A 26547-nucleotide genomic window follows, 5' to 3' on the forward strand; every position below is an offset into this window, starting at 1 on the left:
CTGCGGGAGCTGGTGGCCGACGTGCGCGCCGGCCGCCCCACGTGCGCCGAGTGCCGCCCGCCCGTGGAGCGCGCCCTCACCGATTTGCTGGCCGTGCCCGCCCCCGCGCCCGTTGCCGCACCGGCGCCCTCCCGGCTGGCACAGCGTTATTTCCAAGAGTTAAGCCGCTAGTATCTTGTCTGTTTTTGCACCTCATCCTGCTGTTTTTTACGTCTTGCTGGCCTGCTGCCTGCTGCTGGGTGCGGGGTTGATGGCAATGGCCTGGCAACGCCCGCGCCAACGGCACCGCGGGCTGCGGGTACTGGCGGGCGGCGTGGCTGCCGGGGCGCTGTGGCTCATGGCCTTCCCGCCGGAGCGCGAATTACCAGCAGCACGGGCCGAAGCCATATTGCTCACCGACGGCTACCACCCCGACACCCTGCAGCAGCTCGTGCGCCGGCTCGGAGCTGCCACTCCACAGTGGTACTACGGCAGCAGTGCCATACCCGCCAAAGCCCAGCCGCTGAGCAGCCTGCTCACGCTGGGCGAACAGCAGCCGCCCCTCCGGCGCCTGCACGTGCTGGGCACGGGCCTGCCTGCCGCGCAGTTGAGCGCGCTGGGTACCATTGCCATTCAGCCGCATCCAGGGCTGTCTCCGGCAGGCTTCCAAACAGCTTTGTGGGACCGGCAGGTGGCGCTGGGACAGTCATTTGGCGTGGAAGGGAAAGTAACCCTGCCGCCGGCTGGCGAGCCGGCTTGGGTGTACCTGCGCGCAGCGGGGACACTTCGCGATTCGGCCCGGCTTCCCAAAGGCGGGGGTGCTTTCCGGTTGCGCTACCTGCCCAAAGCCGCGGGGCGCACGCAGTACCACCTGTTGCTGCGCCGGGCCGGCCAGGTACTCGCTACCGAGCCGCTGCCGGTGGAGGTGACTACCCCCGAACTACCCGCCGTGCTCCTGCTCACGGCCACTCCTTCTTTTGAATTCAAATTCCTGAAAAACTACCTGGCCGAAGCGCACTACCCGGTAGCGCTGCGCACCACGGTCAGCCGGGGAATGGTGCAAACTGACTTTGTCAACCAGCCGGCCATGCCGCTGGGCCGCCTCACGCCGGCATTGCTTGCGCGCTTTGCGGTGCTGGTGGCCGATGCTCCTACCCTGGCCAGTTTGGCACGGCCCGAGAGCCAGGCTCTGCAGGCCGCCATCAGCGGGGGCCGCCTGGGCCTGGTGGTAGTGGCCGATGCCGCTCCGCTCCCGCGCACTGTGCCCGTCGGAACTTCGTTTGTCCTGCTGCCCCGCGCCGCAGCGCAGGCCGTGTCGCAGGCCCTAACGTGGCCCGAAGCGCCTACCGAAGCCAAGGCGGCCCTGCCCGCCCAAGTTCGGGCCACACCCTTGCTGCACGCGCTGATTACGGGGCCCAACAATGCGGTGGCGGCGGCCAGCCGCCGGGCGGGCCTGGGCTTTGTAGTGGTATCGGCAGTGCCGGAAACATTTCAGTGGGGCTTGCAGGGCAACACGGCCGTGTACGCTTCTTTTTGGAACCGCCTGCTGACGGCGGCGGCGCCTCCGGCCCCTGCGGCCGCTACCTGGCGGGTAGCAGCGCAGTGGCCCCGGCCGCGCCAGCCGCTCACGCTCCAACTGGCCGGGGCGCTGCCCGCTGTCCAACCCATCGTTGGTCGTATGGCTGGTGGGCCATCGGTGCGGCTGGCCCTGCGCCAGGACCCGCGCCTGCCCGAGTGGAGCACCGCGCAGCTGTGGGCTACGGAGGCCGGCTGGCATCAGGTGCGCGGCCCGGGCAAAACCACCCACAGCTTCTACGTTTTTCCGGATTCTGCGTGGCAGGGACCGGAGTGGCAGGAGCGCCAGCAGGCGCTCCGGGTACGCTCGTCGGTTGAGCGGGCCACCACTGCGCTGCCTCCGGAAACCGTGCGGGTCCCGTGGCCTGCGGCCTGGTTCTTTGGGCTTTTTCTGTTGGCTGCCGGGTATTTGTGGTTGGAGGAAAAGCTGTAGTACTTCGGCGCGCGCGGGCGCCGCTACATGGATAGCAGGAAGGCAAAGCTGAATGGCTTGTTCTGCGGTGAGTGGATGCTTCGCTGCGCTCAGCATGACAGTACGGGTGAGACTAAGCCATTTGCTGAGGCTGCGTGCCGCGTAGCCCCAAACAAAAAGGCCCCTGCCGTAGCGGGGGCCTTAGGTTTTCAGAATAAACAGCCCGCCTGTCTTTCGGCGGGCGGGCTGCTTCACCCTAATTTTTCTGGATGCGACGAATGGCCGTAACCGAATTCTGCTGTACTTCCAGCAGGTAGACACCGGCGGCTAAGCCAGCGGGCAGGAGTACTTCGCGGTTAGCAGCCAGGGCAGCAGGAGCCAGTACGAGGCGGCCGGTCAGGTCGCGTATGGCTACAGTGGCCGCACCGGCCTTGGGCAGCGCCACGGTGATGCGGTCGGTGGCGGGGTTCGGGAATACCGTGAGGCCGGGCAGGGCGTTGCCGGCCAGCGTGGCCGACACTAGGTTGAAGGTAGCAGCGCTGGTAGCCGTGCCACCGAGCGTGGTCACGGTGAGCAGGCCGCTCACGCTGCCCGTACCGGTTGGCACAACCAGCGTGATGCTCGTGGCCGATACCACGGTAAAGTTGGTCACGGTAAAGCTGCCGATTTTCACCGCCGTAGCCCCCGTGAAATTGGTACCCGTGATGGTAACCGCCGTGCCAGGTCCGCCCGTGCTGGGCGTGAAGCTGGTGATGGTGGGCACCAACGCCGGGGCCGTGAAGTTGGTAATGGAGATATCATCGATGCTGATGCGGGGGTTGGAACCCGCTACGGTGTTGGTGCTGGAAATGCGCAAGCGCACGTTTCCAGCCTGGTTTACCGTGAAGGTGTAAGGCGTCAGCGTCGTGGTGAGAACTGCGGGCGCGCCCGCCACCGTCGTGTAGCTCGTACCGCCATTTGTTGAGATTTCGAGCAGGAACGAAGCAGGTGCATCGGTGCCGTACAGCGCAGCGTTGATGGTGATAACACCCGCGCCAGTAGGCTTATCAAAATTCATGGCGATGAATCCGCCGCCGCGAATGCGCGCCGATTTCAAGCCGTTGAACCTGTCGGCAAACGACGTACCAAGCAAGGCATCAGTGAAGTTCCACACGCCGCTGTTCAGCGTCACATCGTCGGCCGCGTAGCTGGTTTTGGTACCGGTTTCAAAGTTCTCGAAAGCACCCGCCGTGCTGGGCTTGCTCACCGTGAACGTGAAGGCGCTCGACGTACCGGCCGCGTTGGTCACCGTGACGGGGAAACTACCAGCCGTAGCCAGCGCACTGGCCGGGATGGTAACAGTCAACGAAGTAGCGGTGCTGCTGGTCTGGGTGTAGTTCACACCGTTAAAATTAACCGTGGTAGTGGGCGTGAAGCCGGTACCGGCGATGGTGAGAACAACATCGGGGCCGCCTGCAACTTGCGAACTGGGCGTGAGGGCCGAAATAGTGGGCGGAACCGCCGCGGGCGTCACCGTGAAGGTAGCCGTGCTGGTGGCCGTGCCACCCGGCGTGGTTACGGCAATGGTGCCGCTGGCCGCTGCGGCCGGCACCACGAAGGTGATGGTGGTGGCATTGACCACCGTGAAGCCGGTGATGCTAACCCCGTTCAGCGTCACTGCCGAAGCGTTGGTAAAATTGGTGCCGGTGATGGTGACGGTAGCGCCAACCTGGGCGCTGGCGGGCGTGAAGCTGGTGATGGTGGGAGCAGGAACCGTGACAGCAGTTACGGTACCGGTTACAGCCACGTTAACGGTGGTTGCGCCGGTGCTGGCCACGGTCACGTTGCCGGCGTAGGTTCCAATTGCGGCACCGGTCAGACGCACGTACACGGGGGTAGCGGCAGCAGTACCAGTAGTTTGCGGTACGGTGACGGAAGCGGCGAAGCCGGAAGTCGCGCTCAGCGACACTTCGTAGCCGGCCGGAGCCGTAACTACTACGCCCGCCGTGAGGGTAGTGCCGCCTACACTTACCGCTTGCGTAGCCGAAGCCGTGCCAACGGCGGTAGTGAAGGCGGTGAGAGTAGTGGGAGTGGCCGTAACGGTAGCCGAGGCCGGTCCCGCGCAGCCCGCGTTAAGGGGCGCGTCGGTGGCGGTTAGCATAACGGGGGTAGTGCCGCCCGTGGGGTTCACGGTGTTTGCACCGGATGGCCACACGCCGTCGGCGTCGCTGTTGCAGTTGAGCACGGCGCCGGTAGCCACCGAATACTCTACCACGCGCTGTACGCCCGCCGCATTGGCCCGGGGCACAAGGGTGTTCCAGGTACCGGCAGTGGTTGAGTAATAAGGAACAACAGAGCTGAACGTTACGCCGATGTTTTCTACCACCGTTGCGGCAAGCGGCCGGCCGGTGCCCGCCACGTTGTCAAAGAGCGCAACGGCATTGCCGGCGGTGGCGTTAGAAGCGCCCTGAATGCCCGTGCCCGTGGAGGCAAAGTCCAGGGTAGTGATGCTCTGATTGAGCGCTAAGCGCTTCTCCACCACGGTAGGTGCAGAATCCTTGGCCAGGGTAATTGCCGGAAATATCAGGTTGCCGGCGGTGTAGCGCGCATTGCCCGAATTCAGGAAGGCAAACCAGCCCGTGTAGGAGCCGGCCGCGTCCGTCACGAAGGTCATGTAGCTTCCAGACGTGGTCAAGCTGGCCGTTGAGGCCGACGAGTAGGTGACGACGTTCGTGGTGCTCACGTTGATAAACACCGGGATGCCGGCCCCCGAACTGGTGGCGCCGCCAAAGTCTACCGTGCCCCCGCCCGTGGTGGCGTTGGTGGTGCCCAGCACGTAGCCCCGGTAGAGGGTAGACGGGGTCAGGTTGCTCACCGTGGCCCGGAAGAGCACCGGCAAGCGGGTGGCAGTGCCACTGGCCATGAACTGCGGTACGATGAGGCCGGTAAAGTCGGCCTGGGTCAGCGCCTGCGCGCTGCTGCCCAGCGGCAATAGCAGGAGCAGCACAGCCAGGCAAGTGAGCAACCGCGTTGTGAAGAAGTGCTTCATATACTTAAAATGAGTGAAAAGGAGAAAAATGAATGATGATAATTGAATGAGAGGAGCTTTGAGCTTCCGCTTCCCAAATATATGCGTGGTTGGCAATATTCTGACTCATGGCATTGGAGCGTGGGGCCCGCTGCCGCTCATTCCCAGAGCGGGTAGTGCTCCAGGTGCACTTCCTGCTCAAAGAAGATGCGGGTGCTTTCCTCAAACGAGCGGGTGAAGTCCGAAACGTAGAAATGATGCGCCGGCGGAGTGGCGGCGGCTGGTGCCAGCAAGCCCTGCGCCGCCAGGTAGGCTTCGGCATCGGCGGCTACCACATCGGAGGCATCCAGCACATCCACTTGCCCCCGGTAGTAGCGCGCAATCTGGTCCTTGATGAGCGGGTAGTGGGTGCAGGCCAGCACCAGCGCGTCGATGTCGGCCAGGGCAGCGTTACTGAGGTAGGTGCCAATGATGTCGTCGCTGATGGAGTTACTGAAAAAGCCTTCCTCTATCATGGGCACGAGCAGCGGCGTGGCTAGTGACTGTAGGTCCACGCCGGCGTCGAGCTCGTCTACCTTCTTTTTGTACACATTGGAGTTCACCGTCTGCTTCGTGCCGATGAGGCCCACCCGGCGGCCGGCATAGGCCCGGCCCAGGTGCGCCACAATGGGGTCGATAACGTTGAGCACCCGCGCTTTAGAACCCACGTACTCGCGCACCAGCTCATAAGCGGCGGCCGAGGCCGAGTTGCAGGCTATCATGATGAGCTTGCAGTGCTGGCGGAGCAGCAGGTCGCAAATCTTCACCGAATAAGCCTGAATGGCAGCGGCGCTTTTGTCGCCGTACGGCAGGTGGGCCGTGTCGCCGAAGTACACAATCCGCTCGTGCGGCAGGCGGCGGGCCACGGCCCGGGCCACGGTAAGCCCCCCAATTCCGGAATCGAACATGCCGATGGGCCGGGAATCGCGGGCCGTGGTCGTGGGCAAACCAGCGGGCAAAGCAGCTGCAGTTGTCATGCGGCAAAGGTAGGCCGGGGCCCGACCTCGACCGCAGCATGGCGAGGCTTTTCCCCGCATACCGGGCCAATTCTTATAAATCTCCTATATTTAGCATCCCTTCAGGACCATCATTCCCATGAGTACCATTCTGGCCGAAATAGACCACGTCCTGGCCGCGCACGACAACCGGCAGGGCCGGCCCGTAGCCATTTACCTGGGCGAACGCAAGCTCACCCAGCTCACCCTGGACGCCGCCCGCTCTGCCCTCCCCGACCTGAGCACCGATTCGGGCCGCCCCCTCACCTACCGCAACCTCGAGCTGCTGCGCGACGAAGTGGACGTGGACGGATTACGGGTTATCTGAGCTGATTTATCTGTGGTTCAAATAAGCGGCTGCAGCACGGTCCACACCGTGCGGGCCACAATGCGGTGCCCGGCGGGCGTTGGGTGGATGCCATCGGGCTGGTTCAGGCGGCGCTCCCCGCCCACGCCTTCCAGCAGAAAGGGAATCAGGACCAGGTCTCTTTCTTTAGCAATTTCCTGGTAGAGGGCTTTAAAGTCGGCGGCGTAGGCCACGCCCAGATTGGGTGGAATCTGCATGCCGGCCAATACGATTTGCGCGCCGGGGCTGCGGCGCCGCACCGTGTCGATGATGGCCAGCAGGTTGCTACGCGTGGCGGTGAGCGGCAGGCCGCGCAGGCCGTCGTTGCCGCCCAGCTCCAGCACAAACACGTCCACGGGCTGGCGCAGCACCCAGCCCACGCGGCTGCGACCGCCGGCCGTGGTTTCGCCGCTCAGGCCGGCGTTGATTACTTCGTATTTCAGATTGAGCGAATCTATTTTCTCGGCTATCAGCCCCGGAAAGGCCTGGTCGGGCTCCACGCCGTAGCCGGCTGTGAGGCTGTTGCCGAAAAACAGCAGGCGCTTCTTGCCGGTGGCGGCCGTGGGTGGCGTGGCAGGCGTGCGGGCCGGGACAGCCGCGGGCGCCGCCGCCGGGGCATCGGCAGTGGTATTGGAGTTGCAGGCGCTCAGGGCCAGGGCAAGCAGAGCGGCAACGCAGGAGCGAACAACAATCATGGGCAGGAATTGGGACCGAAATGGTAAAGGCAGAAAACATCGCCAGGGTTTTGGCGTCTTGCCTGTTGGTAACGAACGGAGACCAGACCGGTTACGTCTTTACTGCTAATTAAAACCGCTGGCTAAACAGCTGGCTGGGCCCCTGGGCTGCTGCTCCCGCCGTTGGGCGGCAATTCATCTCCGATTTATTCTTTTTGCATGAGCATTCTCCGCGTCGATAACCTTACCAAAACCTACGCCAGTGCGGGCCACGAGCTCACGGTGCTGCAAGCCGTGAGCTTCGAGCTGCAGCCGGCCGACACCTTCGCGATTGTGGGGCCCTCGGGCTCGGGCAAAACCACGCTGCTGGGCCTGTGCGCCGGCCTGGACCGGGCCACGTCCGGCAGCGTCTGGCTCAACGGCATCCAGCTCGATAACCTGAGCGAGGACCAACGGGCAGCCGTGCGCAACCAGCACGTGGGCTTCATTTTCCAGAATTTCCAGCTGCTGCCCACCCTCACGGCCCTCGAAAACGTGCTGGTGCCGCTGGAGCTGCGCGGGCAACGCGGCGCGGCCAAAACTGCCCTGGCCCTGCTCGACCGCGTGGGCCTGGCCGACCGCGCCCAGCACTACCCGGCCCAGCTTTCGGGTGGCGAGCAGCAGCGCGTGAGCCTGGCCCGGGCCTTTGCCAACCGCCCGGCCCTGCTCTTTGCCGACGAGCCCACCGGCAACCTCGACCCCGATACCAGCGAACGGGTCGTCAGCCTGTTGTTCGACCTGAACCGCGAGGCCGGCACCACGCTGGTGCTCGTGACGCACGACCTGGACCTGGCGGCCCGCACCCAGCGCACCCTGCGCCTGCGCGGCGGTGCCGTGCTGGCCGATTACGCCAATATCGCTCATGCTCAGCCCAATGCATAGCCCGCCGCCGGCCGCCCGGCCCGCCGTGAGCTGGCTGTTCCGCATGGCCTGGCGCGACAGCCGCCGGAGCCGCGCCCGCCTCCTGCTCTTCATGGCCAGCATTGTGCTGGGCATTGCGGCGCTGGTGGGCATCAATTCCTTCGGCGACAACCTGGCCCGCAGCATCAACGACCAGGCGCGGGAGCTGCTGGGTGCCGATTTGGTGCTGTCGGCCAATCAGCCCTTTGCCCGCACCCTGGAGCCCCGGTTGCGCGGCCTGGGGGTGGCGCGTGTCCAGGAAGTGGCGTTTGCGTCGCTGGTGGAGTTCCGGCCGGGGCGGGGCGTGCGGCTGGCCCAGGTGCGGGCCCGCAGCGGCGGCTTTTTTTATGGCGACTGGGAAACCGAGCCACGGAGCGCGGCGCAGCAGTTTGGCCGGGCGGGCACCGCGCCGGGGGCGTTGGTTGACGACGTGCTGCTGACCCAGTTTGGGGCCAAGGTGGGCGACTCCGTGCAGGTGGGCCGCATCATCCTGCCCATTACTGGGCGGGTGCTGAAAACGCCGGGGCAGTCGGGCTTCGCCTCGGCGGTGGCGCCCACGGTGTTTATCCCGCAGGCGCTGGTGGTGGGCACGGGCCTGGTGCAGCGGGGCAGCCGCGTGCAATACCGGCGTTCCTACCAATTTGCGCCGGGTACTGATGTGGACGCCGTGGTGAAAACCCTGCAAGTGCAACTCGACCAGGCTGATATCGACGCCGACACCGTGGCGGGACGGCAGAAACAAGTGGGCCGCTCCTTCGCCGACCTCACCCGCTACCTGAGTTTGGTGGCTTTTGTGGCGCTGCTGCTGGGCTGCGTGGGCGTGGCCAGCGCCGTGAACCTGTACGTGCGCGAAAAGCTGGCCGCCGTGGCCGTGCTGCGCTGCCTGGGCGCCAGCGGCCGGCAGGCGCTGCTCATCTACCTTATTCAAACCGCCGGGCTGGGGCTGGTGGGGGCCGTGCTGGGTGCGGCCCTGGGGGCTGCCGTGCAAAGCGTGCTGCCCCGCGTGCTGGGTGACTTTCTGCCGGTGGCTATTACCATGAGTGTGTCGTGGCCGGCCGTGCTGATGGGGCTGGCCACGGGGCTGCTCATGGCCGTGCTGTTTGCGCTGCTGCCGCTGCTCAGCATCCGGCGGGTGTCGCCGCTGCGGGTGCTGCGGGTGGCTTTTGAAGACGACACCAGCGCCCCCGACCCCATCCGGGGCGTGGTGCTGGGCGTGATTGGGCTGTTCATTTTGGGCTTTGCCTACAACCAGACCCACAGCTGGAAGCTCACGCTGGGCTTTGGGGCGGGGTTGTTGGTGGCTTTTGCCGCACTGGCCGGCATGGGCCGCCTGCTGATGTGGCTGGTGCGGCGGTTTTTCCCGGCGGGCTGGGGCTACGTGTGGCGCCAGGGCCTGGCCAACCTGTACCGCCCCCAGAACCAGACGCTTACCTTGGTAACCTCTGTGGGACTGGGCACCTTTCTGCTGGCCACGCTTTTTCTGACGCAGGCGCTGCTGCTGGGCCGCGTGCAACTGGCTTCGCAGGGCTCGCAGGCCAATCTGGTGCTGTTTGATATTCAGTCGGAACAATTGGCAGGGGTGAAAAGCCTGCTCACTAGCCAGCAGCTGCCGGTGCTCCTGCAGGTGCCCATCGTGACCATGCGCCTGACGGCCATCAACGGCCGTAGCACCACCGCGCTCAAGAAAGACACAACCACTGGCATTCCGCCCTGGGTGCTCTCCCGCGAATACCGTGTAACCTACCGCGACTCTCTGAACGCCTCGGAAAAGCTCCTGCAAGGCACCGCCCCCACCCGCGGGCCCGATGGCACGCCACTTATATCAGTAGAATCCGGCTACCTGGAGCGGGCCAAGCTCAAGCTGGGCGACACGCTGGATTTCAACGTGCAGGGCGCGCCGCTCCGTACCATTGTGGGCGGCACGCGCGAGCTCGACCGCAGCCGGGTAGAGCCGAGCTTTCTGGTAGTTTTTCCGGCGGGCGTGCTGGAGCAGGCGCCGCAGTTCCACGTGCTGCTCACGCGCACCAGCACCACGGCCGCACTGGCCACGGTGCAGCAAAACCTGGTGCAGCAGTTCCCCAACGTGTCGGCCATCGACCTGGGGCTGATTTTGAGCACGGTGGAGGATATTCTGGGCAAAATCTCCTTTGTGGTGCGGTTCATGGCCGGCTTCAGCATTCTAACCGGCTTACTGGTGCTCAGCAGCTCGGTGGTTATCAGCCGGTACCAGCGAGTACGCGAGAGCGTACTGCTGCGCACGCTGGGTGCCAGCCGGCAGCAGATACTGCGCATCACGCTGGTGGAGTACGGCCTGCTGGGGCTGCTGGCCTCGCTGGCAGGCATTGGGCTGGCCGTGCTGGCCGCCTGGGCGCTGGCCATCTGGGTGTTTGAGGTGGGCTTTGGGCCGGCGGTGCTGCCGCTGCTGGGCCTGGCCGCGCTGGTCACGGCGCTCACGGCCGGCATTGGCTTGTTCAACAGCCGCGACGTGCTGCGGCGCTCACCGCTGGAGGTGCTGCGGGCGGAGGGGTAAGCAACTAAAGCAGGCTGCCCCGCAACTGCCGGGATTCCGGCCAGGGCGGCGCGGCTTTCTGTCCATCACACGTCCTACCTTCGAACCAGTCGAAGGCCTTGCGTTGGTGCCTGTCCGTTTTCCATATCCTGTTGTATGTCTGCTTTTTTCCGACTTTCCACCCGGCTTTGCATCGCCCTGCTTTTCGCTTCGGGCGCGGCGGGGGCCCAGCAATTGACTCTTGTTCACGCCAATGTGGTGGACGTGGCCACGGGCAAAATCCAGCCCGACATGACGGTGGTCATCGCCGGCAAGCGCATTGCCCGGGTGAGTCCTTCGGCCCGGGCCACTCCGCGCACCGGCCGGGTGGTGGATGCCACTGGCCAGTACCTCATTCCGGGGCTGTGGGACATGCATACCCACGTCTACTTCGACGGGACAGCCGCCGCCGGCACCGACCTTATCCTGCCCCTGCTGCTGGCCAACGGCGTCACGGGCATCCGCGACATGGGCAGCGAGCTGGACTCCATACTGAAAGCCCGGGCCGATGTAGCCGCGCACCGGCGGCCGGGGCCGCGCCTGGTGGTGAGCGGCCCCATGCTGGACGGGCCAAAATCGCCGTACAAAGCGTCCATCGCCATTGCCACCGCCGAGGACGGCCGCCAAGCGGTGGCCCGGCTCAAAGCGCGGGGCGTCGATTTCATTAAAGTGCAGTCGCTGGTTCCCCGCGAGGCCTATTTTGCCATCGCAGCCGAAGCGAAGAAAGCCGGGCTTGCGGTGGACGGCCACGTGCCCGATGCCGTGCGGGCCTCCGAAGCCCTGGCGGCTGGGCAGCGTTCGTTCGAGCATCTGATTGGCATTTTCGAGGCCAGCTCCACGGCTGAAGACGCCTACGTGGCGGGCCAGGAAAAGTCGCCCGGGCGGCTGCTGGCTACCTATGATGCCGTCCGCGAGGCCGCCATCATCCGGCGGCTGGCGGCGTACCCGCAGGTGTGGCAGTGCCCCACCCTGTACTGGGAGCGGGGCCAGTGGCTGGTCGATTCCATTGCCTGGCGCCAGGACCCCGACCTGGTTTACGCCGGGCACAGCTGGGTAGCGCAGCGCTGGCCCAGGGCCCAAACCAACATTGCCCGCACCATGGACACCGAGCCGCTGCCGGTGCGCGCCCGCTTCGTGACCCACGAGCTGGAGCTGGTGCGAAAGCTCCACGCGGCGCACGTGGGCTTCCTGGCCGGCACCGACACCCCGGCGGGCGTCGACCTGATTCCCGGGGCCAGCCTGCACTTGGAACTGCAGCGCTTCGTGGCGGCTGGCTTCACGCCCCTCGAAGCCCTGCAAACCGCTACCCTGAATCCGGCGAAGTTTTTCAACCGGCAGGCCGATTTTGGCTCCGTGGAGGCCGGGCGGCTGGCCGACGTCGTGCTGCTCAGTGCCAACCCGCTGACCGATATTGCCAATACCCAGCGCATTGTGGGCGTACTGGCCGACGGTCAGTACTATTCGCAGCAGGACCTGCAGCAACTGAAGCAGCGCCTGCGGCAGGTGGCCGCCGGGAAGTAGCGCTGCCCTATTTTATTGGAGGCAACGTGCGGCTTAACCCGCTGCAGCTTTATCCCATTGAGCAGGCACAGGTTTCATCGAATAGCAGGAGTATATTTGGGAATAATCTCATCGTATATGCACAAGCTCCTACTGCTCTTTGCCTGCCTCATTTGCCTACTGCCCGCCGTGGCGCAGCAGGGCCCCAAAAAACCGCTCGACCATTCGGTTTACGATAAATGGGAAAGCATTGCCAACCAAAAAATCAGCAACAACGGGAAGTACGTGCTCTACCAGGTGAAACCCCAGCAGGGCGACGCCAAACTCTACATAAAAACGGCCGGCAACCGCACGCTGCAGCAAATCAGCCGCGGCGACTCAGCCGTATTTTCGGCCGATTCCAAATACGCCGTTTTCCAGATAAAGCCGCTGTACAAGGACGTGCGGCAGGCCAAAATCAAGAAGAAAAAGCCCGAGGAAATGCCCAAGGACTCCCTGGGCATCTATGCCCTGGAAACCGGCAAGCTCACCAAATACGCCAACGTGAAGTCGTTTCAGCTGGCTGAAAAAGCCTCAGTGCTGGCCTTCCTGGCCACGAAGCCGCTGCTGAAAGACGACAAGACCAAAGCCCCGGCCGACACCCTCAAGAAGCTCACCGACGACCTGCTCGACGCCAAAAAAGCTGGCGCCACGCTCACCGTCGTCAGCCTGCAAACGGGCAAGGCCCACGAGTTTGCTTCGGTCACGGATTACCAGCTCAGCAAGCTGGGCAACAAAACGGCCTTCGCCGTGGCGGCGCCTAAGAAAAGCAAAGATGTAACGTCCGGTTTATTCGTGTTCGACCTGGTTTCGGGCAACGTAAAAAAGCAGAGTACCGGCAAGGGCACTTACAAGAACCTGGCCTTCGACGATGCGGGCCGGCAGCTGGCTTTCACGGCCGAGAAGCAGCCCGAAAAAGCCCTGTTGAAGCCCTTCAGCCTGTACTATTCGGACTTCACGCAGGACTCGGCCACCACCATCATGCGGCCCAGCGACAAGGCCCTGAAAACGGGCTGGTCGCCGAGCGGCTTCGGCAAAATCGTGTTCAGCGAAAACGGCGAGAAGCTGTTTTTCGGCACCGCGCCCGACCCCATTCCGCAGGACACCACGCTGGTGGAATTTGAGCACGCCAAGCTGGATGTCTGGAACTACAAGGACGACTACCTGCAGCCCACGCAGCTCAAAAACCTGAAGAAGGACCTGCAGCGCAACTACCTGGCCGTCATTTACCCCCGGCAGGCCAACAAATTTGTGCAGCTGGAAGACGAGTACCTGCGCGATTCGTACATGGCCGAGAACACCAACGCCGAGTACGTGCTGGCCGTGACCGATACCGCCAAGCGCATAGCGGCGCAGTGGGAAGGCGGCACCCGCAAGCAGGCCTACCTGGTCTCGACGCGCACCGGCGAGCGCATTGCCATCAACCCCAAGGCAGCCAAAAGCCGCTTCCAGCTCTCGCCCCACGGCGACTACGCCCTGTGGTACGACGACGCGGCCAAGGCGTGGTTCTCCTTCGCTGCGGCCACCCGCAAAGTCACCAACCTGACCGGCAAAACCGGCGTGTCTTTCACCGATGAGGAGAACGACTCCCCCACCGAGCCCGAGGCCTATGGCGTGGCCGCCTGGACCAAAGACGACGCCGCCGTGCTGCTATTTGACCGCTACGATATCTGGAAAGTGAACCCCCAGACCGGGGCCGCCGTGAACTTCACCAACGGCCTGGGCCGGGCCAACAAGCTGATTTTCCGCTACCGCATGCCGGTCGAGAAACAGAAGTTTATCGAGCCCAAAGACGAGCTGCTGCTGCTGGCTCAAAATGAGGCGAGTAAGGAATGGGGCTACTACCAAAAGGCCCTTGCCAGCACCAAAGCGCCGCAGCGCCTGACCATGGGCAAGTTTGGGTACTCGCAGCTGCTGCGGGCCAAAAATGCCGACGTGCTGCTCTACACCAAGTCCAACGTGAGCATGTCGCCCGACGTGTACGTGAGCCGCGACTTTGGCAAGGAAACCAAGCTGAGCGCCATCAACGCGCAGCAGCAGGACTACAACTGGTTCACGGCCGAGCTGGTGCACTGGACCACGCCCAAGGGCTACAAGGCCACCGGCGTGCTCTACAAGCCCGAGAATTTCGACCCCGCCAAAAAGTACCCCATGGTGTCGTATTTCTACGAAAAGCTCTCGGACGGCCTGTATAAGTACACGGCCCCGGCGCCCACGCCCTCGCGGCTCGACATTGCCATGTTTGCCAGCAACGGCTACCTCGTGTTCACGCCCGACATCAGCTACACCATTGGCGAGCCCGGCCCTTCGGCCGTGGAGTTCATCAACTCGGGCGTGGAAGAATTGAAGAAAAACAGCTGGGTTGATGGCGCCCGCCTCGGCATTCAGGGCCAGAGCTGGGGCGGCTACCAGGTAGCCTACCTCATCACCCAAACCAACATGTACGCCGCCGCCTGGGCCGGCGCGCCCGTTGTGAACATGACCTCGGCCTACGGCGGCATCCGCTGGGAATCGGGCGTGAGCCGGCAGTTCCAGTACGAGCGCACCCAGAGCCGCATCGGCGGCACGCTCTGGGAAAAGCCCGACCTCTACATCCGCAACTCGCCGCTGTTCCAGTTACCTAAGGTGCAGACGCCCGTGGTCATCATGTCGAACGACGCCGACGGGGCCGTGCCGTGGTACCAGGGCATCGAAATGTTTACCGACCTGCGCCGCCTGGGCAAGCCCGTGTGGCTGCTGCAATACAACGGCGAAGCCCACAACCTGGTGAAGCGCGAAAACCGCAAAGACATTTCCATCCGCGAGCTGCAGTTTTTCGACCACTACCTCAAAGGTGCCCCCGCCCCCGAGTGGCTTTCCACCGGCGTTCCCGCCGTGGAAAAGGGCCGGAACTGGGGCTTTGAAACGGCAAAAGGCGCCGGGCTGTAGAGGAGATAAATATTGCCCAAAAGAACGTCATACGGAGCGCAGTCGAAGCATCTCTACCGCATTAGTAACTCAATCAATTGGATTAGTTACAGCACGCGAGATGCTTCGACTGCGCCCCGCGTGACGTTCTGTTTTTCAGCCTCAACTTACTGGTTGAAAAAACTCTTAATGGGTCACCCCGCCGTTTGGCATGCTCTGGAAAAGCGCGACTCCGGCTTGGTTGGTGGTGATGGGGAGATACACCACCAGCTCCGTGAACCGGCCTTCCTTCGACGTCAGGGTGAGGGTGCCGCCGTGCGTCTGGGTGATGATGCCATAGCTCAGCGACAAGCCGAGCCCGGTGCCTTCTCCCGGCGGCTTGGTAGTGAAAAACGGCTGAAATACTTTGGCCTGCACTTTCTTGGGAATGCCCGTCCCATTGTCGCGCACGCATATTTCTACGCCCTGGCCCGAGGCCGAGCGGCGGGTGCTCACCGTGACGGTGGGCTCGTAGCCAGCGGAAGCGGGGCTGGCAAGTTGCTGGAGGTCCTGCTGGCGCTGGTGCACCGCATACAGCGCATTGGCGCACAGGTTGAGCAGCACCCGCTCCAGGTCCTGGGCCACCACCGGCACCGGACCAAGGTCGGGGTCCAGGTTTGTGTGCAGGGTGGCCTTAAACTCGTGGTCCGTGCCGCAAATGTTCTGGTAGGCCAGCGTCAACGATTCTTGGACCAGGGCATTGAGGTTGGTGGGCAGCCGCGGCGCGGGGCCGCTGCGCGAGTGCTCCAGCATGGTTTTCACAATGGCGGAGGCCCGCTGGGCGTGCTGCCTTATTTTTTCTTGGTTGAGCTGCACATCCGCCGCCAAGGCTACCAGGGCCTCGCGGTCCAGCTCCGGACGGGCCACCTCGGCGTGTAGTTCAGCGGTCAGCTCGCTGTTGACGCCGGCAAAATTGGTGACGAAGTTGAGGGGGTTTTGGAGCTCGTGGGCAATGCCCGCGGTGAGCTCACCCAGAAAAGCCATTTTCTCGTGCCGGAGCAGCTGTTCCTGGGCCGTTTTCAGGTCGGCCAGGGCGGTGCGCAGCGCGTCGCGCTGGGCCGCAATCTGGGTGTTCCAGGTGTGCAGCTGCTGGTTGGCTTGCTGCTTCAGGCGGTTGTTGCGCCACAGCAGCAGCAGCAGGGGCACGGCCGCCAGCAGTGCCCCCACCAGCGCCACCTGGCGGCGCCGGGCAGCGGCCAGCCGCTGCTGGTCGGCCAACTCGTCCTCGCGCAGCCGTTCGCTCAGGCCCAACGCCTGCACCTGGGCCATCTTGGCCAGCCCAAAGAGGCTTTCCCGGGTGGCAGTGGCCAGGGTGAGGTACCGGAAAGCCGTGGCGGTGTCGCGCTGCGCCGCATAAGCCGCGGCCAAAAACTGGCTGGCCTCCAGAATGCCCTTGGGGTACCGGCCCTGTTGCCCGGCCGCCAGGGCCAGCTTGGCTACATACAGGGCCGAGTCGGCCTGGGTACCGCCCTGCCGCTCGTACACGCGGGCCTGGCCCAGGTAGGCCCGGCACAGGGCAAAGGTGATGTGCCCTCCACGGGCCCGCCGGATGCTGCGGCGGTAGTAGGCCTGCGCCACTCGGGGGTTGCCCAGCGCGGCGTGCACGTTGCCCAGCATGGCGGCATCGCCCACCTCGCTGGTCAGGTCGTGCTCCTGCACGTCCAGCACGTAGCCGCGCTGCAGGTAGTACAGGGCCGAATCGAGCTGGTGCAACTGCTGGTACACGTTGCCGATGTTGCCCATTACCCGCGTGAGCAGCTTGATGTTGCTGCTTTTTTCGGCCACGGCTTTGGCGCGGAAGAAATATGCCAGCGCGGGGCGGCTGTTGCCCTGCTCCCAGTAGAGGTAGCCCAGCGCATTGAGGGACCGGCCCAGCAATTTGGGGTCGCGCTCGGCCTCGGCCACCCGCAGCCCCTGCAGCCCTATTTGCAGCGCCGCCGGGTAGTTTCCGGCCTCCCGGAACCCAGACCCCAGCCTCACCAGCGCCCAGCCCTCGCCCCGCCGAAACCGCAGCTCCTGGGCAAGCTGCAGCGCCTGCTTGCCGTAACTGATGGTGGCCAGCGGGTCGGTCTGGGTGAGTTCGTAGGCCAGCTGGGCCAGCAGCATCACGCGCGCCGTATCGGCCGGGGCCGTCTCCAATTTTAGTCGTAGGCTGTCTATCCGTCCCGGCGGCGAAGCCAGGGCACCATAAGCGGGCACCACCCACCACAGGAACAAGGCGCACAAGGTGGTCATTGCAAAAAACGAAAGCACTCGGGTGAAAAACCGTCACCGTCGCCAAGAGTCCGGCAAAGCACCGGTGTTCCACGCTTGGCCGCGCACACCGGCTATCCGTCACCATCCAGACAGGCTCCCACCCCGGAGCCACCTGTAGAAGTTCTGCTACTGACCGAATGCTAGTAGCTTATATATATACCAATTTTTCAGGGAATAGTTCCCACACTGGCATATTGGACTTCAGTTTACCATTGCAGCTATACCCGGCCTTTATGGTACCTCAATTGCGTCCAGCAGTGGCATCAGCCACGCGAGTTGCCAGATGTAAGCCGGAAGTTGGAATCCTGATAGAATGCAGGTCTTTTCTCCGCCCCCCCGCCGCGACGGGCCGTGTCGGGGGCCGCTGAAGGGGCAACAGAAGCTCCCAGTCAAGGAAGCCAGAAGCCCCTGAGTAACTACACCGGGAAGAATTGCTTCACATCAAAATTGGCAATTGTATTGGCTAGTTCTAAAGGACTGCTGCCGCTATGGTTTTTCAAAGTGGCATTAGCCCCGTTTGCAAGCAAGAATTTTATCATCTCACCTCTACCGCGTGATTCAAAAGTTGCTCGCCACAATGGCGTATTGCCATAAGAATCTTGGGTATCAACTGTAGCCCCGGCACGAAGTAGCTTTTTGGCTACCTCAACATCATGGGATTGCGCGGCGAAGTGTAATGCGGTCCAACCATTATTGTCTGAAATATCCAATGAAGGTTGTTTGGCGAGCATCCATTCAATCATGTGTGCATCCCCAAATACGACCATCTTAGAAAGTAACGCTCTACCACTTCCATCCTTCAAATCGACTGTATAGGGAGTAAGCAATGATTCAAGTACGTCAAAATCCTTTTGGTGCATTGCACGAATAGCCTCATCTGATAAACGTTGTCCAGGGGTCTTGGATGGCATATTCAATTCGTTAAAAGGTCGATAATAATTATCTACTGTAATAATAGTGGCTGTCGCGCTTCTGCGAGGCATCTACCAACCCCGCCCGCCTCGGCCGTACCTTTGCGGCCTATGAATCTGTTATCCGCCGAGAACATCTCGAAGAATTACGCCGACCGCTGGCTGTTTCAAAACCTCAACTTCGGCCTGCAACAAGGGCAGCGCATTGCTTTTGTGGGCATCAACGGCACCGGCAAAACCACGCTCATGCGTGTGCTGGCCGGCCTCGAAAACCCCGATACCGGCTTGGTGAGCTCCCGCAAGGGCATCCGCGTCACCTACCTGGGCCAGAACCCTGTGTTCGACGAAAGCCTGAGCGTGGAAGAAGTCCTCTATGCCAGCCAGAACGACACGCTCAAGGCCATCCAGGAGTACGAGCACGTGGTGAACGACCCCGACCACAAGTCCGACGACCTCCAGCGCGTGCTCGAACGCATGGACGCCCTCAACGCCTGGGACTACGAAGCCCAGGTGCAGCAGATTCTGGGCAAGCTCGGCATCCTCGGCGAGCTGCTCACACGCAACGTGAGCCAGCTCTCGGGCGGGCAGCGCAAGCGCGTGGCACTGGCCCGCGTCCTCATCGAAGAGCCCGACGTGCTGCTGCTCGACGAGCCCACCAACCACCTCGACCTGGCCACCATCGAGTGGCTCGAAAACCGCCTGAACTCGCCCAGCCTCACCCTGCTGATGGTGACCCACGACCGGTACTTCCTCGACAAAGTGGCCAATGAAATCGTGGAGCTCGACAAGGGCCAGATGTACCGCTACCAGGGCAACTACGCCTATTTCGTGGAGAAAAAGGCCGACCGCGAAATGCGCGAAACCGTGGAAGTGGAGAAGGCCCGCCAGCTCTTCAAAAAGGAGCTCGACTGGATGCGCCGCATGCCTCAGGCCCGCGGCACCAAGCAGAAAGCCCGCATCGACGCCTTCTACGTCACCAAGGAAAAGGCCAGCACCAACCTCAACAAGCAGCAGATTGAGCTGAGCGTGAAAACCACCCGCCAGGGCGGCAAAATCATCGAAGCCGACAGCCTGAACAAGAAATTCGGCGACAACGTGGTGCTCGACGATTTCAGCTACGTCTTCAAAAAGAAGGACCGGATTGGTCTCGTCGGCCCCAACGGCGCGGGCAAATCCACGCTGCTCAACATGCTCACCGGCAAGCTCGCGCCCGACAGCGGCACCCTGGAAGTGGGCACCAACACCGTGTTCGGCTACTACACCCAGACCGAGCTGGAATTCGACCCCACCCAGCGCGTCATCGACATCGTGAAGGAAGTGGCCGAAGTGGTGGAGCTGGCCAACGGCGACGTGCTCACCGCCAGCCAGTTCCTCAACCTGTTCCTGTTCCCGCCCGCCCAGCAATACACGCTGGTAAACAAGCTGAGCGGCGGCGAGAAGCGCCGCCTGCAATTGCTGCGCGTGCTCATCAAAAACCCCAACTTCCTCATTCTTGACGAGCCCACCAACGACCTGGACCTGGGCACGCTCAACATTCTGGAAGACTTCCTGCTGCACTTCACCGGCTGCCTGCTCATCGTGAGCCACGACCGGTACTTCCTCGACCACCTCGCCGAACACCTCTTCGTGCTCGAGCCCGGCGGGGCCGTCCTCAACTTCCCCGGCAACTACACCGACTACCGCGAGTACCTCGAAGAGCGCGAAGCCGAAGCCGCTATTCTCGAAGAAGAAAAAGCCGCCAAAGCCGCCCGCGCCGCCGCCAAGCTGGCTGCCCCCGTGGCAGTGAGCACAGCAGTAGCTGCTTCGCCCCAAAAGCGCCGCGCACCTTCGCCGAGAAAAAGGAATACGAGCAGCTCGAAAAAGCCATGGCGACGCTGGAAACCGAAAAAGAGGACATCACCAGCAAGCTGAACGGCGGTGCCGGCAGCCCGCAGGACTTTGCCACCTGGGGTGCCCGCCTGGCAGCTGTTGAAAAAGAACTGGGCGAAAAGGAGGAACGGTGGCTGGAGCTAGCCGAACTAGGCTAGCAGAACGTCAAACTCCCCTCCCTTTTTAAGGAGGGGATGTGAGCGCCGAAGAGGCGCGAACGGGGGTGGTTGAGCCGTTGAACGATGGATGAACAGGCGACTGCGCTATTTGCGCCGGCTGGGTTGTTCGGGTGTCGTTCAACGACTTCATCACCCCCGTTTTTGCTGCGCAAAAACTCCCCTCCTTAAAAAAGGAGGGGAGTTTTTCGTTCTGGTGCTACCGCCTTGTGCGCTTTTGCGCGAACTCCAGCGGTACCATGGTGCTGCCCACCGGCGCGCGTACCACCAGGGCGTCGGCGGCATCGTAACGGGGGAAGTAGAGGTAGCCGCGCACCTCGTGGCCGGGCTGCAGGGTTACTTTGCGCAGGGCGTATTCCTGCAGGTTGGCGGCGCGCTGCTGCATAACTTCAGCCGCTACAGCGTGTCCGATTTTGGCGGCGGCGGAGACGGCGCTGTAGGTCACGGCCGCGTCGCGAATGGCGGTGCGGCTTTCGGCTTGGGAGCGGGTTTCGTTTTTGCCAATGCTGGCCACGTCGGTAGCTATGCTGGCCACGCTCAGGGCCACCCCAAACCAGTCGATGCGGGCGGCTTTGTCGGCTTCCCGCTCGGCGCGTTCGCGCAGGGAGGTTATCTCCGGCTCCGGGTCAAATGCCGACACTTCGCGGGGCGGCAGCGGGGGCAGCGGCAGGGCCATGCTGGCGGCGGCCACGGCGGCGGTCACCTCATCGCCGGGCAGCGGCTTGGGGCGCTTGGCGCGCTGGTCGGGCGCGGCGGCAGGGGCCGGCAGGCGGCTGGCCTGGTACTGAAACGCCGCAGGGTCCACGATGAGCGGACGGCGCGTGGGGTTGAAATATTCGGCCTCGAAAACCACCCGCGTGGGCTCGTAGCACACAAAACTGAGGCGCACTTCCACGCTGTCGGCCACGGTAAGAGCCTGCTCGTGGCCGTTGGCAAACAGGCCGGTGGGCCGGGCGGGCTTCAGGGCCAGTTCGTAGGTAGGGGCGCAGGCCGTGGCCAGGGCAGTGAGCGCCAGCAGGCAGCACGGGCGGAGGTAGGGAGGCAGCATCATACAGACCAATTGGCAGGAGAAAGGCTTCCTTCGGAAGATGCCGCCGCCCAAGTTGGGGTTGCATCGCCGCTCAGTAATTTATTCGATATAGCTGTCTCCAAATAATCAAAAGCAAAAAAAACGTCATGCTGAGCATATCTAAGCGCCTCCCCAACGCCGTTTGTCATCCTGAGCGCAGCGAAGACCTTATCACCGATGACCGAATTGCTCAAACGTGAGAAGGTCCTTCGCTGCGCTCAGGATGACAGGGGGCGTGGTACAGAGACTTCGACGGCGCTCAGCATGACGTTCTTTAAGAGGTGCTTCAGTTATCAAAAACAACTCTGCTTTTTACCGTATTCCTACTTCCCCACTCAAGTCGGAAGGAAGCTGAAACGCGCCGTTGGCATCGGGCGCACACGGCCAAATCCGGCGCACCGCTGCCAGCGGCACCGGCCCAAATACGTGCGCAAAGTGCTGCTGCCGGCTCTCAACCCATTCCCGCTCTACGCGCACGCTGGCCGCAACCAAAGCGGCTTCATCCCATTCCAGCAGCATCAAATCGGTCCGGCCGGCATAGTACCGGCTGGCTGTTTCCAGAATTTGGTGCTGCTCGGAAGAATGAATAAAGCCCTCAGCGGCCAGGTCGGCGCTGGCGAAAAAGCCGGTTGTTTGGGCCTGCTGCCAGTCGGCGGGTTCGGCAATGCGGTAGAGCATGGTGGTTTGCTATCAGTCAAAAAAAAGAACGTCATGCTGAGCGGAGCCCAAGCATCTCGCGTGCCACCACTAATCCAACGATAGAATTTAGTGACTGCACGCGAGATGCTTCGGCTCCGCTCAGCATGACGTGCTGGTTTCGTGCTCTTACGAAGCCGCTCAGCTTATGCTTTCCACAGCTCCTGCTGCACCTGCTTGCCTACGGTGAGCATGATGCGTACGGGGCTTGGAATCAGGGTGATGCGGGCTTCCTTACCGGGGTACTTCTCCGAATCGACCCAGACGCCCTCTTTGGGCGAGGGCGTGGAGCCGGGCGTGCTGGGCAGGTAGGCGGTGGGCAGCAGCACGTCGGTGTCCGATTTGAGGTCGGTGTGCACCTTGTCGAGGGCCGCTTCCAGGAACTCGCCGTACTCGTCGTTGAAGTCGTCCTCCAAATCGTGCAGGGCCTCTTCCACGTCGTCGTAGCGCGCGTCGTCGTATTTAAGGGTGTGCAGCTCAGCCTTCTTTTCAATCAGGGCCACAAGGGCTTGGTTCAGTTCTTCGGTATTCATGGGCGCTAAGGCAGGTGATTGGGCACAAAAATGGGCATGAATTGCTAAACACGCGCCGTTGCCGGTTTGCACTTTGGGCGGCACCCCCTGTTTTCGTCCCGAACCCGTAATTTTACCGCATCACTCCCACCCCCATTCTCCCCTTCCCTCCATGCATACCATGACCTCGCCCGAAGTGCTGGCCCAGCCCGCCCAGGACTTCCTCCCGCTCAAAGGCACCGACTTCGTTGAATTCTACGTCGGCAACGCCAAGCAGTCGGCCTACTACTACCAGGCGGCCTTCGGCTACGAGCTGGTGGCCTACGCCGGCCCCGAAACCGGCCTGCGCGACCGCGCCAGCTACGTGCTGCAGCAGGGCAAAATCCGCATCGTGCTCACCACTTCCCTCCTGCCCGACTCCGAAATATCGGAGCACGTGCGCCAGCACGGCGACGGCGTGAAGGTGATGGCCCTGCTCGTGGACGATGCCCGCCAGTCGTACGAGGAAACCACCAAGCGCGGTGCCCGCTCGGCTTTCGAGCCCTATACTATTGAAGATGAGCATGGTTCGGTAACCATGGCCGGCATCTACACCTACGGCGAAAGCATCCACACCTTTGTGGAGCGCAACAATTACACCGGCCCGTTTATGCCCGGCTTCGTGGCCAAAACCAGCCTCGTGCCGCAGGGCGCGCCCGTGGGGCTGCTGCACATCGACCATTGCGTGGGCAACGTGGGCTGGGGCGAAATGAACACCTGGATTACCTTTTACGAGGACGTGATGGGCTTCAAGCTGCTCATTACATTCGATGACGACGACATCAGCACCGAGTATTCGGCCCTGATGAGCAAGGTGGTTTCCAACGGCAACGGCTTCGTGAAATTCCCTATCAACGAGCCCGCCGAAGGCAAGAAGAAGTCGCAGATTGAGGAATACCTCGACTACTACCACTCGCCCGGCGTGCAGCACATCGCCATTGCCACCAACGATATCCGCAGCACCGTCACCGAGCTGCGCCGCCGTGGCGTGGAGTTCCTGAGCGTGCCCGGCGCCTACTACGACGACCTGCTGGAGCGCATCGGCGCCATCGACGAGGACCTGCAGTCCCTCAAGGACCTGAACCTGCTGGTGGACCGCGACGAGGAAGGCTACCTGCTCCAGATTTTCACCAAGCCCGTGGAAGACCGGCCCACCGTTTTCTACGAAATCATTCAGCGCAAAGGCGCCAAGAGCTTCGGCAAAGGCAACTTCAAGGCCCTGTTCGAAAGCATCGAGCGCGAGCAGGCGTTGCGCGGCAATTTGTAATATCCGCTTCAGTTAGCCACGTAACCAGAACGTCATGCTGAGCGCAGCCGAAGCATCTCGCGTGTGGTAGTAATTCAATCGTAAGGATTAGTTACAGCACGCGAGATGCTTCGGCTGCGCTCAGCATGACGTTCTTTCGTTATTCTTTCCTCGCTCGTTACGGCGCGTGGGTTGACTTTCCGCTCAACCTCTTTCCTTTACATCCGTTCTTTCTTTCTCTCCAAAACACCGCCTTATGCCCCTCGCCCCCGCCATTCAGCAATCCATCAACACCTGGCTCACGCCCGAGTACGACGCCGAAACCCAAGCCGCCATTCGCGACATGCAGGCCAGCGGCCAGGACGACCAGCTCACCGACGCCTTCTACCGCAGCCTCGAATTTGGCACCGGCGGCCTGCGCGGCATCATGGGGCCGGGCTCCAACCGCATGAACCGCTACACGCTGGGCATGGCCACGCAGGGCTTGTGCAATTATTTAATAAAGAGTTTTCCGGGCCAGGAAATCAAAGTGGCCATTGCGCACGACAGCCGCAACAACAGCGCCGAATTTGCGCAGATTGCGGCCGGTATTTTTTCCGCCAATGGTATCGTGGTGTATTTATTCGACGGCCTGCGTCCCACGCCCGAATTGTCGTTTGCCATTCGGGAGCTGGAGTGCCAAAGTGGCTGTGTGATAACGGCTTCGCACAACCCCAAGGAGTACAACGGCTACAAAGTGTACTGGAACGACGGTGCCCAGGTAGTGGCCCCGCACGATGCCAACATCATTGCCGAAGTAAATAAAATCACCAGCGTTGGCGAAGTAAAATTTGAAGCCGACCGGTCGAAAATAATTAGCGTTGGGGAGAACATTGACGCCCTGTATTTCGCCCGGGCCAAGCAGCTCAGCATCGACCCGGCCGCCATCCAGCGCCAGCACGATTTGAAGATTGTGTACACGCCCATTCACGGCTCGGGCATCACGCTGGTGCCAGGGCTGCTGCGGGAGTTCGGCTTCACCAACGTGAGCGTGGTAGCGGCCCAGGCCACGCCCGATGGCAACTTCCCCACCGTGCAGTCGCCCAACCCCGAGGAGAAAAGCGCCATGCAGTTGGCCCTCAACCAGGCCCAGGCCCAGGACGCCGACATTGTGCTGGCCACCGACCCCGACGCCGACCGCGTGGGCGTGGGCGTGAAAAACGACAAGGGCGAATGGGTGCTGCTCAACGGCAACCAAACCGCCGCCCTGCTCACCTACTACCTGCTGAGTGCCCGCCACCGCGCGGGCCAGACCACCCCCCGCGACTTCATTGTGTACACCATCGTGACCAGTGAAATCATCGGCGACATTGCCCGCCAGCACAACGTGAAGAGCTACCAGACGCTCACCGGCTTCAAGTACATTGCCGGCATTATCCGCGAGCTCGAAGGCCAGGAAACCTACATCGGCGGCGGCGAGGAAAGCTACGGCTTCCTCATCGGCGACTTCGTGCGCGACAAAGACGCGGTATCGGCCTGCGCCCTGATTGCCGAAATGGCCGCCGTGGCCAAAGACCAGGGCCGCACTCTCTACCAGGAAATGGTGCAGATGTACGCCCACTACGGCCTTTACGTGGAAGACCTGATTTCCCTCACCAAAAAAGGCCAGCGCGGCGCCGAAGAAATTCAGGAGATGATGGCCCAACTCCGCGCCAACCCGCCCCAGACCATCGCCGGCCTGAAGGTGGTGGAAATCCGCGACTACAAAACCGGCCGCATCCACGACCTGCGCACCGGCCTGTCCACCGAAACCGGCCTGGAAAGCTCCAACGTGCTCCAGTTCATCACCGAAGACGGCAGCAAAATATCGGCCCGCCCCAGCGGCACCGAACCCAAAATCAAGTTCTATTTCAGCGTAAAGCAGCCCCTGAAATCAGTGGTGGATTTTGATTTGGCTACGGGTTTGGCGCAGGAGAAAATCCAGGCAATAATTGCCGACATGCAGCTGAAGTAGCTCATGTAGTTTAACGGTGTGTCGTTGCGGCAAGTGTGCTAATTTGGTATGCTTGCCGCAATTTGCTACCGTGACAGCTGCAGCAACACGGATGATAGTAGCTATGTTAACAGACGGCACCAAACAAAGTAATGACAGAGATAAAACTTTATAATAGGCCATTTAAAGGTTTAAAAATAATTGCATTGACAATTCCATTTGTGGCATTTGGAATTTGGACGATAATTGAAAAACCAGTCGGCTCAACTGACTATATAATGGCTTGGCTATGCATCTGCTTTTTTGGACTTGGTATTCCTGTCGGACTCTATCAAATATTTGACAGACGACCTCAAATCATAATAAACGAAACCGGAATTTGGGACAGAACAACGAAACAAGATTTAATAAAATGGGAACAAATAGAAGACGCTTATCCGCTCGACATTTATAAGCAAAAATTTGTTTGCTTGGATCTTGACGATACATTCGAAATCAAGAAGAAACTTTATAAATGGGCGGCTAAAATTAATGAAAACATAGGAGCCCAGAAAGTTAATCTATTGTTGAGCCAACTTAAAATAGACGAACATACAATGACAAAATTTATAAAGACAATGTCAAAGACTGAAAGAGAAAACAGGACTGCCGTAATCAGAAAATATTTTGACAACTGAAAAAAGAATTACAGCAACTAACACGGGTTTGACAAGAGTAGCTGTTTAGTACTCCGCAGACACATCTGTGCTTAATCAAGCTTTGGTCCTCCGCATCAGCATTTATGGCGAAAATCGCCTTACTC

19 protein-coding genes are annotated in these 26547 nt (G+C 61.8%); 11 read left to right on the forward strand and 8 right to left on the reverse strand.

All coding sequences use genetic code 11. The features are described 5' to 3' along the window. Positions 1-214: 214 nt before the first annotated feature. A complete protein-coding gene (locus BEN48_RS07540; protein WP_070733985.1) occupies positions 215-1987 on the forward strand; it encodes a hypothetical protein in 1773 nt (590 codons plus the stop codon). 235 nt (positions 1988-2222) lie between these two features. Here BEN48_RS07540 and BEN48_RS07545 read toward each other — a convergent pair whose 3' ends face one another. Continuing rightward, on the reverse strand, positions 2223-4994 hold the full coding sequence (locus BEN48_RS07545; protein ID WP_070733986.1) for a beta strand repeat-containing protein: 2772 nt from the start codon (positions 4992-4994) through the stop codon (positions 2223-2225). A 137-nt stretch (positions 4995-5131) separates the two neighbouring features. After that, entirely contained in the window at positions 5132-5989 is an 858-nt protein-coding gene (gene murI, locus BEN48_RS07550) for a glutamate racemase (RefSeq protein ID WP_070733987.1), read from the reverse strand. Positions 5990-6107: 118 nt separating this feature from the next. On the opposite strand from murI, the gene BEN48_RS07555 reads away from it, so the two are divergent. Next, the gene (locus tag BEN48_RS07555) at positions 6108-6335 is read left to right on the forward strand and encodes a hypothetical protein (protein WP_070733988.1); all 228 of its coding nucleotides are present in this window, start codon (positions 6108-6110) and stop codon (positions 6333-6335) included. A 17-nt stretch (positions 6336-6352) separates the two neighbouring features. Here BEN48_RS07555 and BEN48_RS07560 read toward each other — a convergent pair whose 3' ends face one another. After that, positions 6353-7048: an arylesterase gene (locus BEN48_RS07560; protein ID WP_070733989.1), complete on the reverse strand. Its 696-nt coding sequence runs from the start codon at positions 7046-7048 to the stop codon at positions 6353-6355. Positions 7049-7246: 198 nt separating this feature from the next. Between BEN48_RS07560 and BEN48_RS07565 the strand changes: the two genes are divergently transcribed. The 4 genes from BEN48_RS07565 (at position 7247) to BEN48_RS07580 (ending at position 14981) form a co-directional block, all read left to right on the forward strand. Beyond that, positions 7247-7948: an ABC transporter ATP-binding protein gene (locus tag BEN48_RS07565; protein ID WP_070733990.1), complete on the forward strand. Its 702-nt coding sequence runs from the start codon at positions 7247-7249 to the stop codon at positions 7946-7948. Then, positions 7941-10496, forward strand: coding sequence for an ABC transporter permease (locus BEN48_RS07570; protein WP_070733991.1), 2556 nt, complete (start codon positions 7941-7943; stop codon positions 10494-10496). The genes BEN48_RS07565 and BEN48_RS07570 overlap by 8 nt, the downstream gene beginning before the upstream one ends. A gap of 135 nt (positions 10497-10631) precedes the next feature. Next, entirely contained in the window at positions 10632-12035 is a 1404-nt protein-coding gene (locus tag BEN48_RS07575) for an amidohydrolase family protein (RefSeq protein ID WP_070733992.1), read from the forward strand. 117 nt (positions 12036-12152) lie between these two features. Then, positions 12153-14981 (forward strand): alpha/beta hydrolase family protein, encoded by a 2829-nt coding sequence (locus tag BEN48_RS07580; protein WP_070733993.1) that lies wholly within the window; start codon positions 12153-12155, stop codon positions 14979-14981. 165 nt (positions 14982-15146) lie between these two features. On the opposite strand, the gene BEN48_RS07585 is transcribed toward BEN48_RS07580, so the two are convergent. Beyond that, on the reverse strand, positions 15147-17234 hold the full coding sequence (locus BEN48_RS07585) for an ATP-binding protein (protein ID WP_070733994.1): 2088 nt from the start codon (positions 17232-17234) through the stop codon (positions 15147-15149). 437 nt (positions 17235-17671) lie between these two features. Then, the gene (locus BEN48_RS18085) at positions 17672-18166 is read right to left on the reverse strand and encodes an ankyrin repeat domain-containing protein (RefSeq protein WP_158010123.1); all 495 of its coding nucleotides are present in this window, start codon (positions 18164-18166) and stop codon (positions 17672-17674) included. 111 nt (positions 18167-18277) lie between these two features. Here BEN48_RS18085 and BEN48_RS07590 point away from each other — a divergent pair, with 111 nt between their 5' ends. Both BEN48_RS07590 and BEN48_RS20075 read left to right on the forward strand, forming a co-directional pair. Continuing rightward, positions 18278-20077, forward strand: a complete 1800-nt coding sequence (locus BEN48_RS07590; RefSeq protein WP_317043688.1) for an ABC-F family ATP-binding cassette domain-containing protein — start codon at positions 18278-18280, stop codon at positions 20075-20077. Then, complete coding sequence (locus BEN48_RS20075) at positions 20032-20193, forward strand: ABC transporter C-terminal domain-containing protein (protein WP_317043689.1); 162 nt, start codon at positions 20032-20034, stop codon at positions 20191-20193. The genes BEN48_RS07590 and BEN48_RS20075 overlap by 46 nt, the downstream gene beginning before the upstream one ends. Before the next feature lie 217 nt (positions 20194-20410). Here the strand turns inward: BEN48_RS20075 and BEN48_RS07595 are convergent, their stop codons facing one another. The 3 genes from BEN48_RS07595 to BEN48_RS07605 all read right to left on the reverse strand — a co-directional run bounded on the left by BEN48_RS07595 (position 20411) and on the right by BEN48_RS07605 (position 22509). Then, positions 20411-21262, reverse strand: a complete 852-nt coding sequence (locus tag BEN48_RS07595; protein ID WP_070733995.1) for a hypothetical protein — start codon at positions 21260-21262, stop codon at positions 20411-20413. 330 nt (positions 21263-21592) lie between these two features. Then, on the reverse strand, positions 21593-21958 hold the full coding sequence (locus BEN48_RS07600; protein ID WP_070733996.1) for a DUF952 domain-containing protein: 366 nt from the start codon (positions 21956-21958) through the stop codon (positions 21593-21595). Positions 21959-22122: 164 nt separating this feature from the next. Next, positions 22123-22509, reverse strand: coding sequence for a hypothetical protein (locus BEN48_RS07605; RefSeq protein ID WP_070733997.1), 387 nt, complete (start codon positions 22507-22509; stop codon positions 22123-22125). 151 nt (positions 22510-22660) lie between these two features. Here BEN48_RS07605 and hppD point away from each other — a divergent pair, with 151 nt between their 5' ends. The 3 genes from hppD to BEN48_RS07620 all read left to right on the forward strand — a co-directional run bounded on the left by hppD (position 22661) and on the right by BEN48_RS07620 (position 26422). Further along, positions 22661-23794: a 4-hydroxyphenylpyruvate dioxygenase gene (gene hppD / locus BEN48_RS07610; RefSeq protein ID WP_083320866.1), complete on the forward strand. Its 1134-nt coding sequence runs from the start codon at positions 22661-22663 to the stop codon at positions 23792-23794. 235 nt (positions 23795-24029) lie between these two features. After that, positions 24030-25766 carry a phospho-sugar mutase gene (locus tag BEN48_RS07615; RefSeq protein WP_070733999.1) on the forward strand — a complete coding sequence of 579 codons (1737 nt, stop codon included), beginning with the start codon at positions 24030-24032 and terminating at the stop codon, positions 25764-25766. A gap of 131 nt (positions 25767-25897) precedes the next feature. Beyond that, positions 25898-26422 (forward strand): STM3941 family protein, encoded by a 525-nt coding sequence (locus BEN48_RS07620; RefSeq protein ID WP_070734000.1) that lies wholly within the window; start codon positions 25898-25900, stop codon positions 26420-26422. Positions 26423-26547: the final 125 nt, after the last annotated feature.

This window comes from Hymenobacter glacialis (assembly GCF_001816165.1).
GTDB lineage: Bacteria > Bacteroidota > Bacteroidia > Cytophagales > Hymenobacteraceae > Hymenobacter > Hymenobacter glacialis.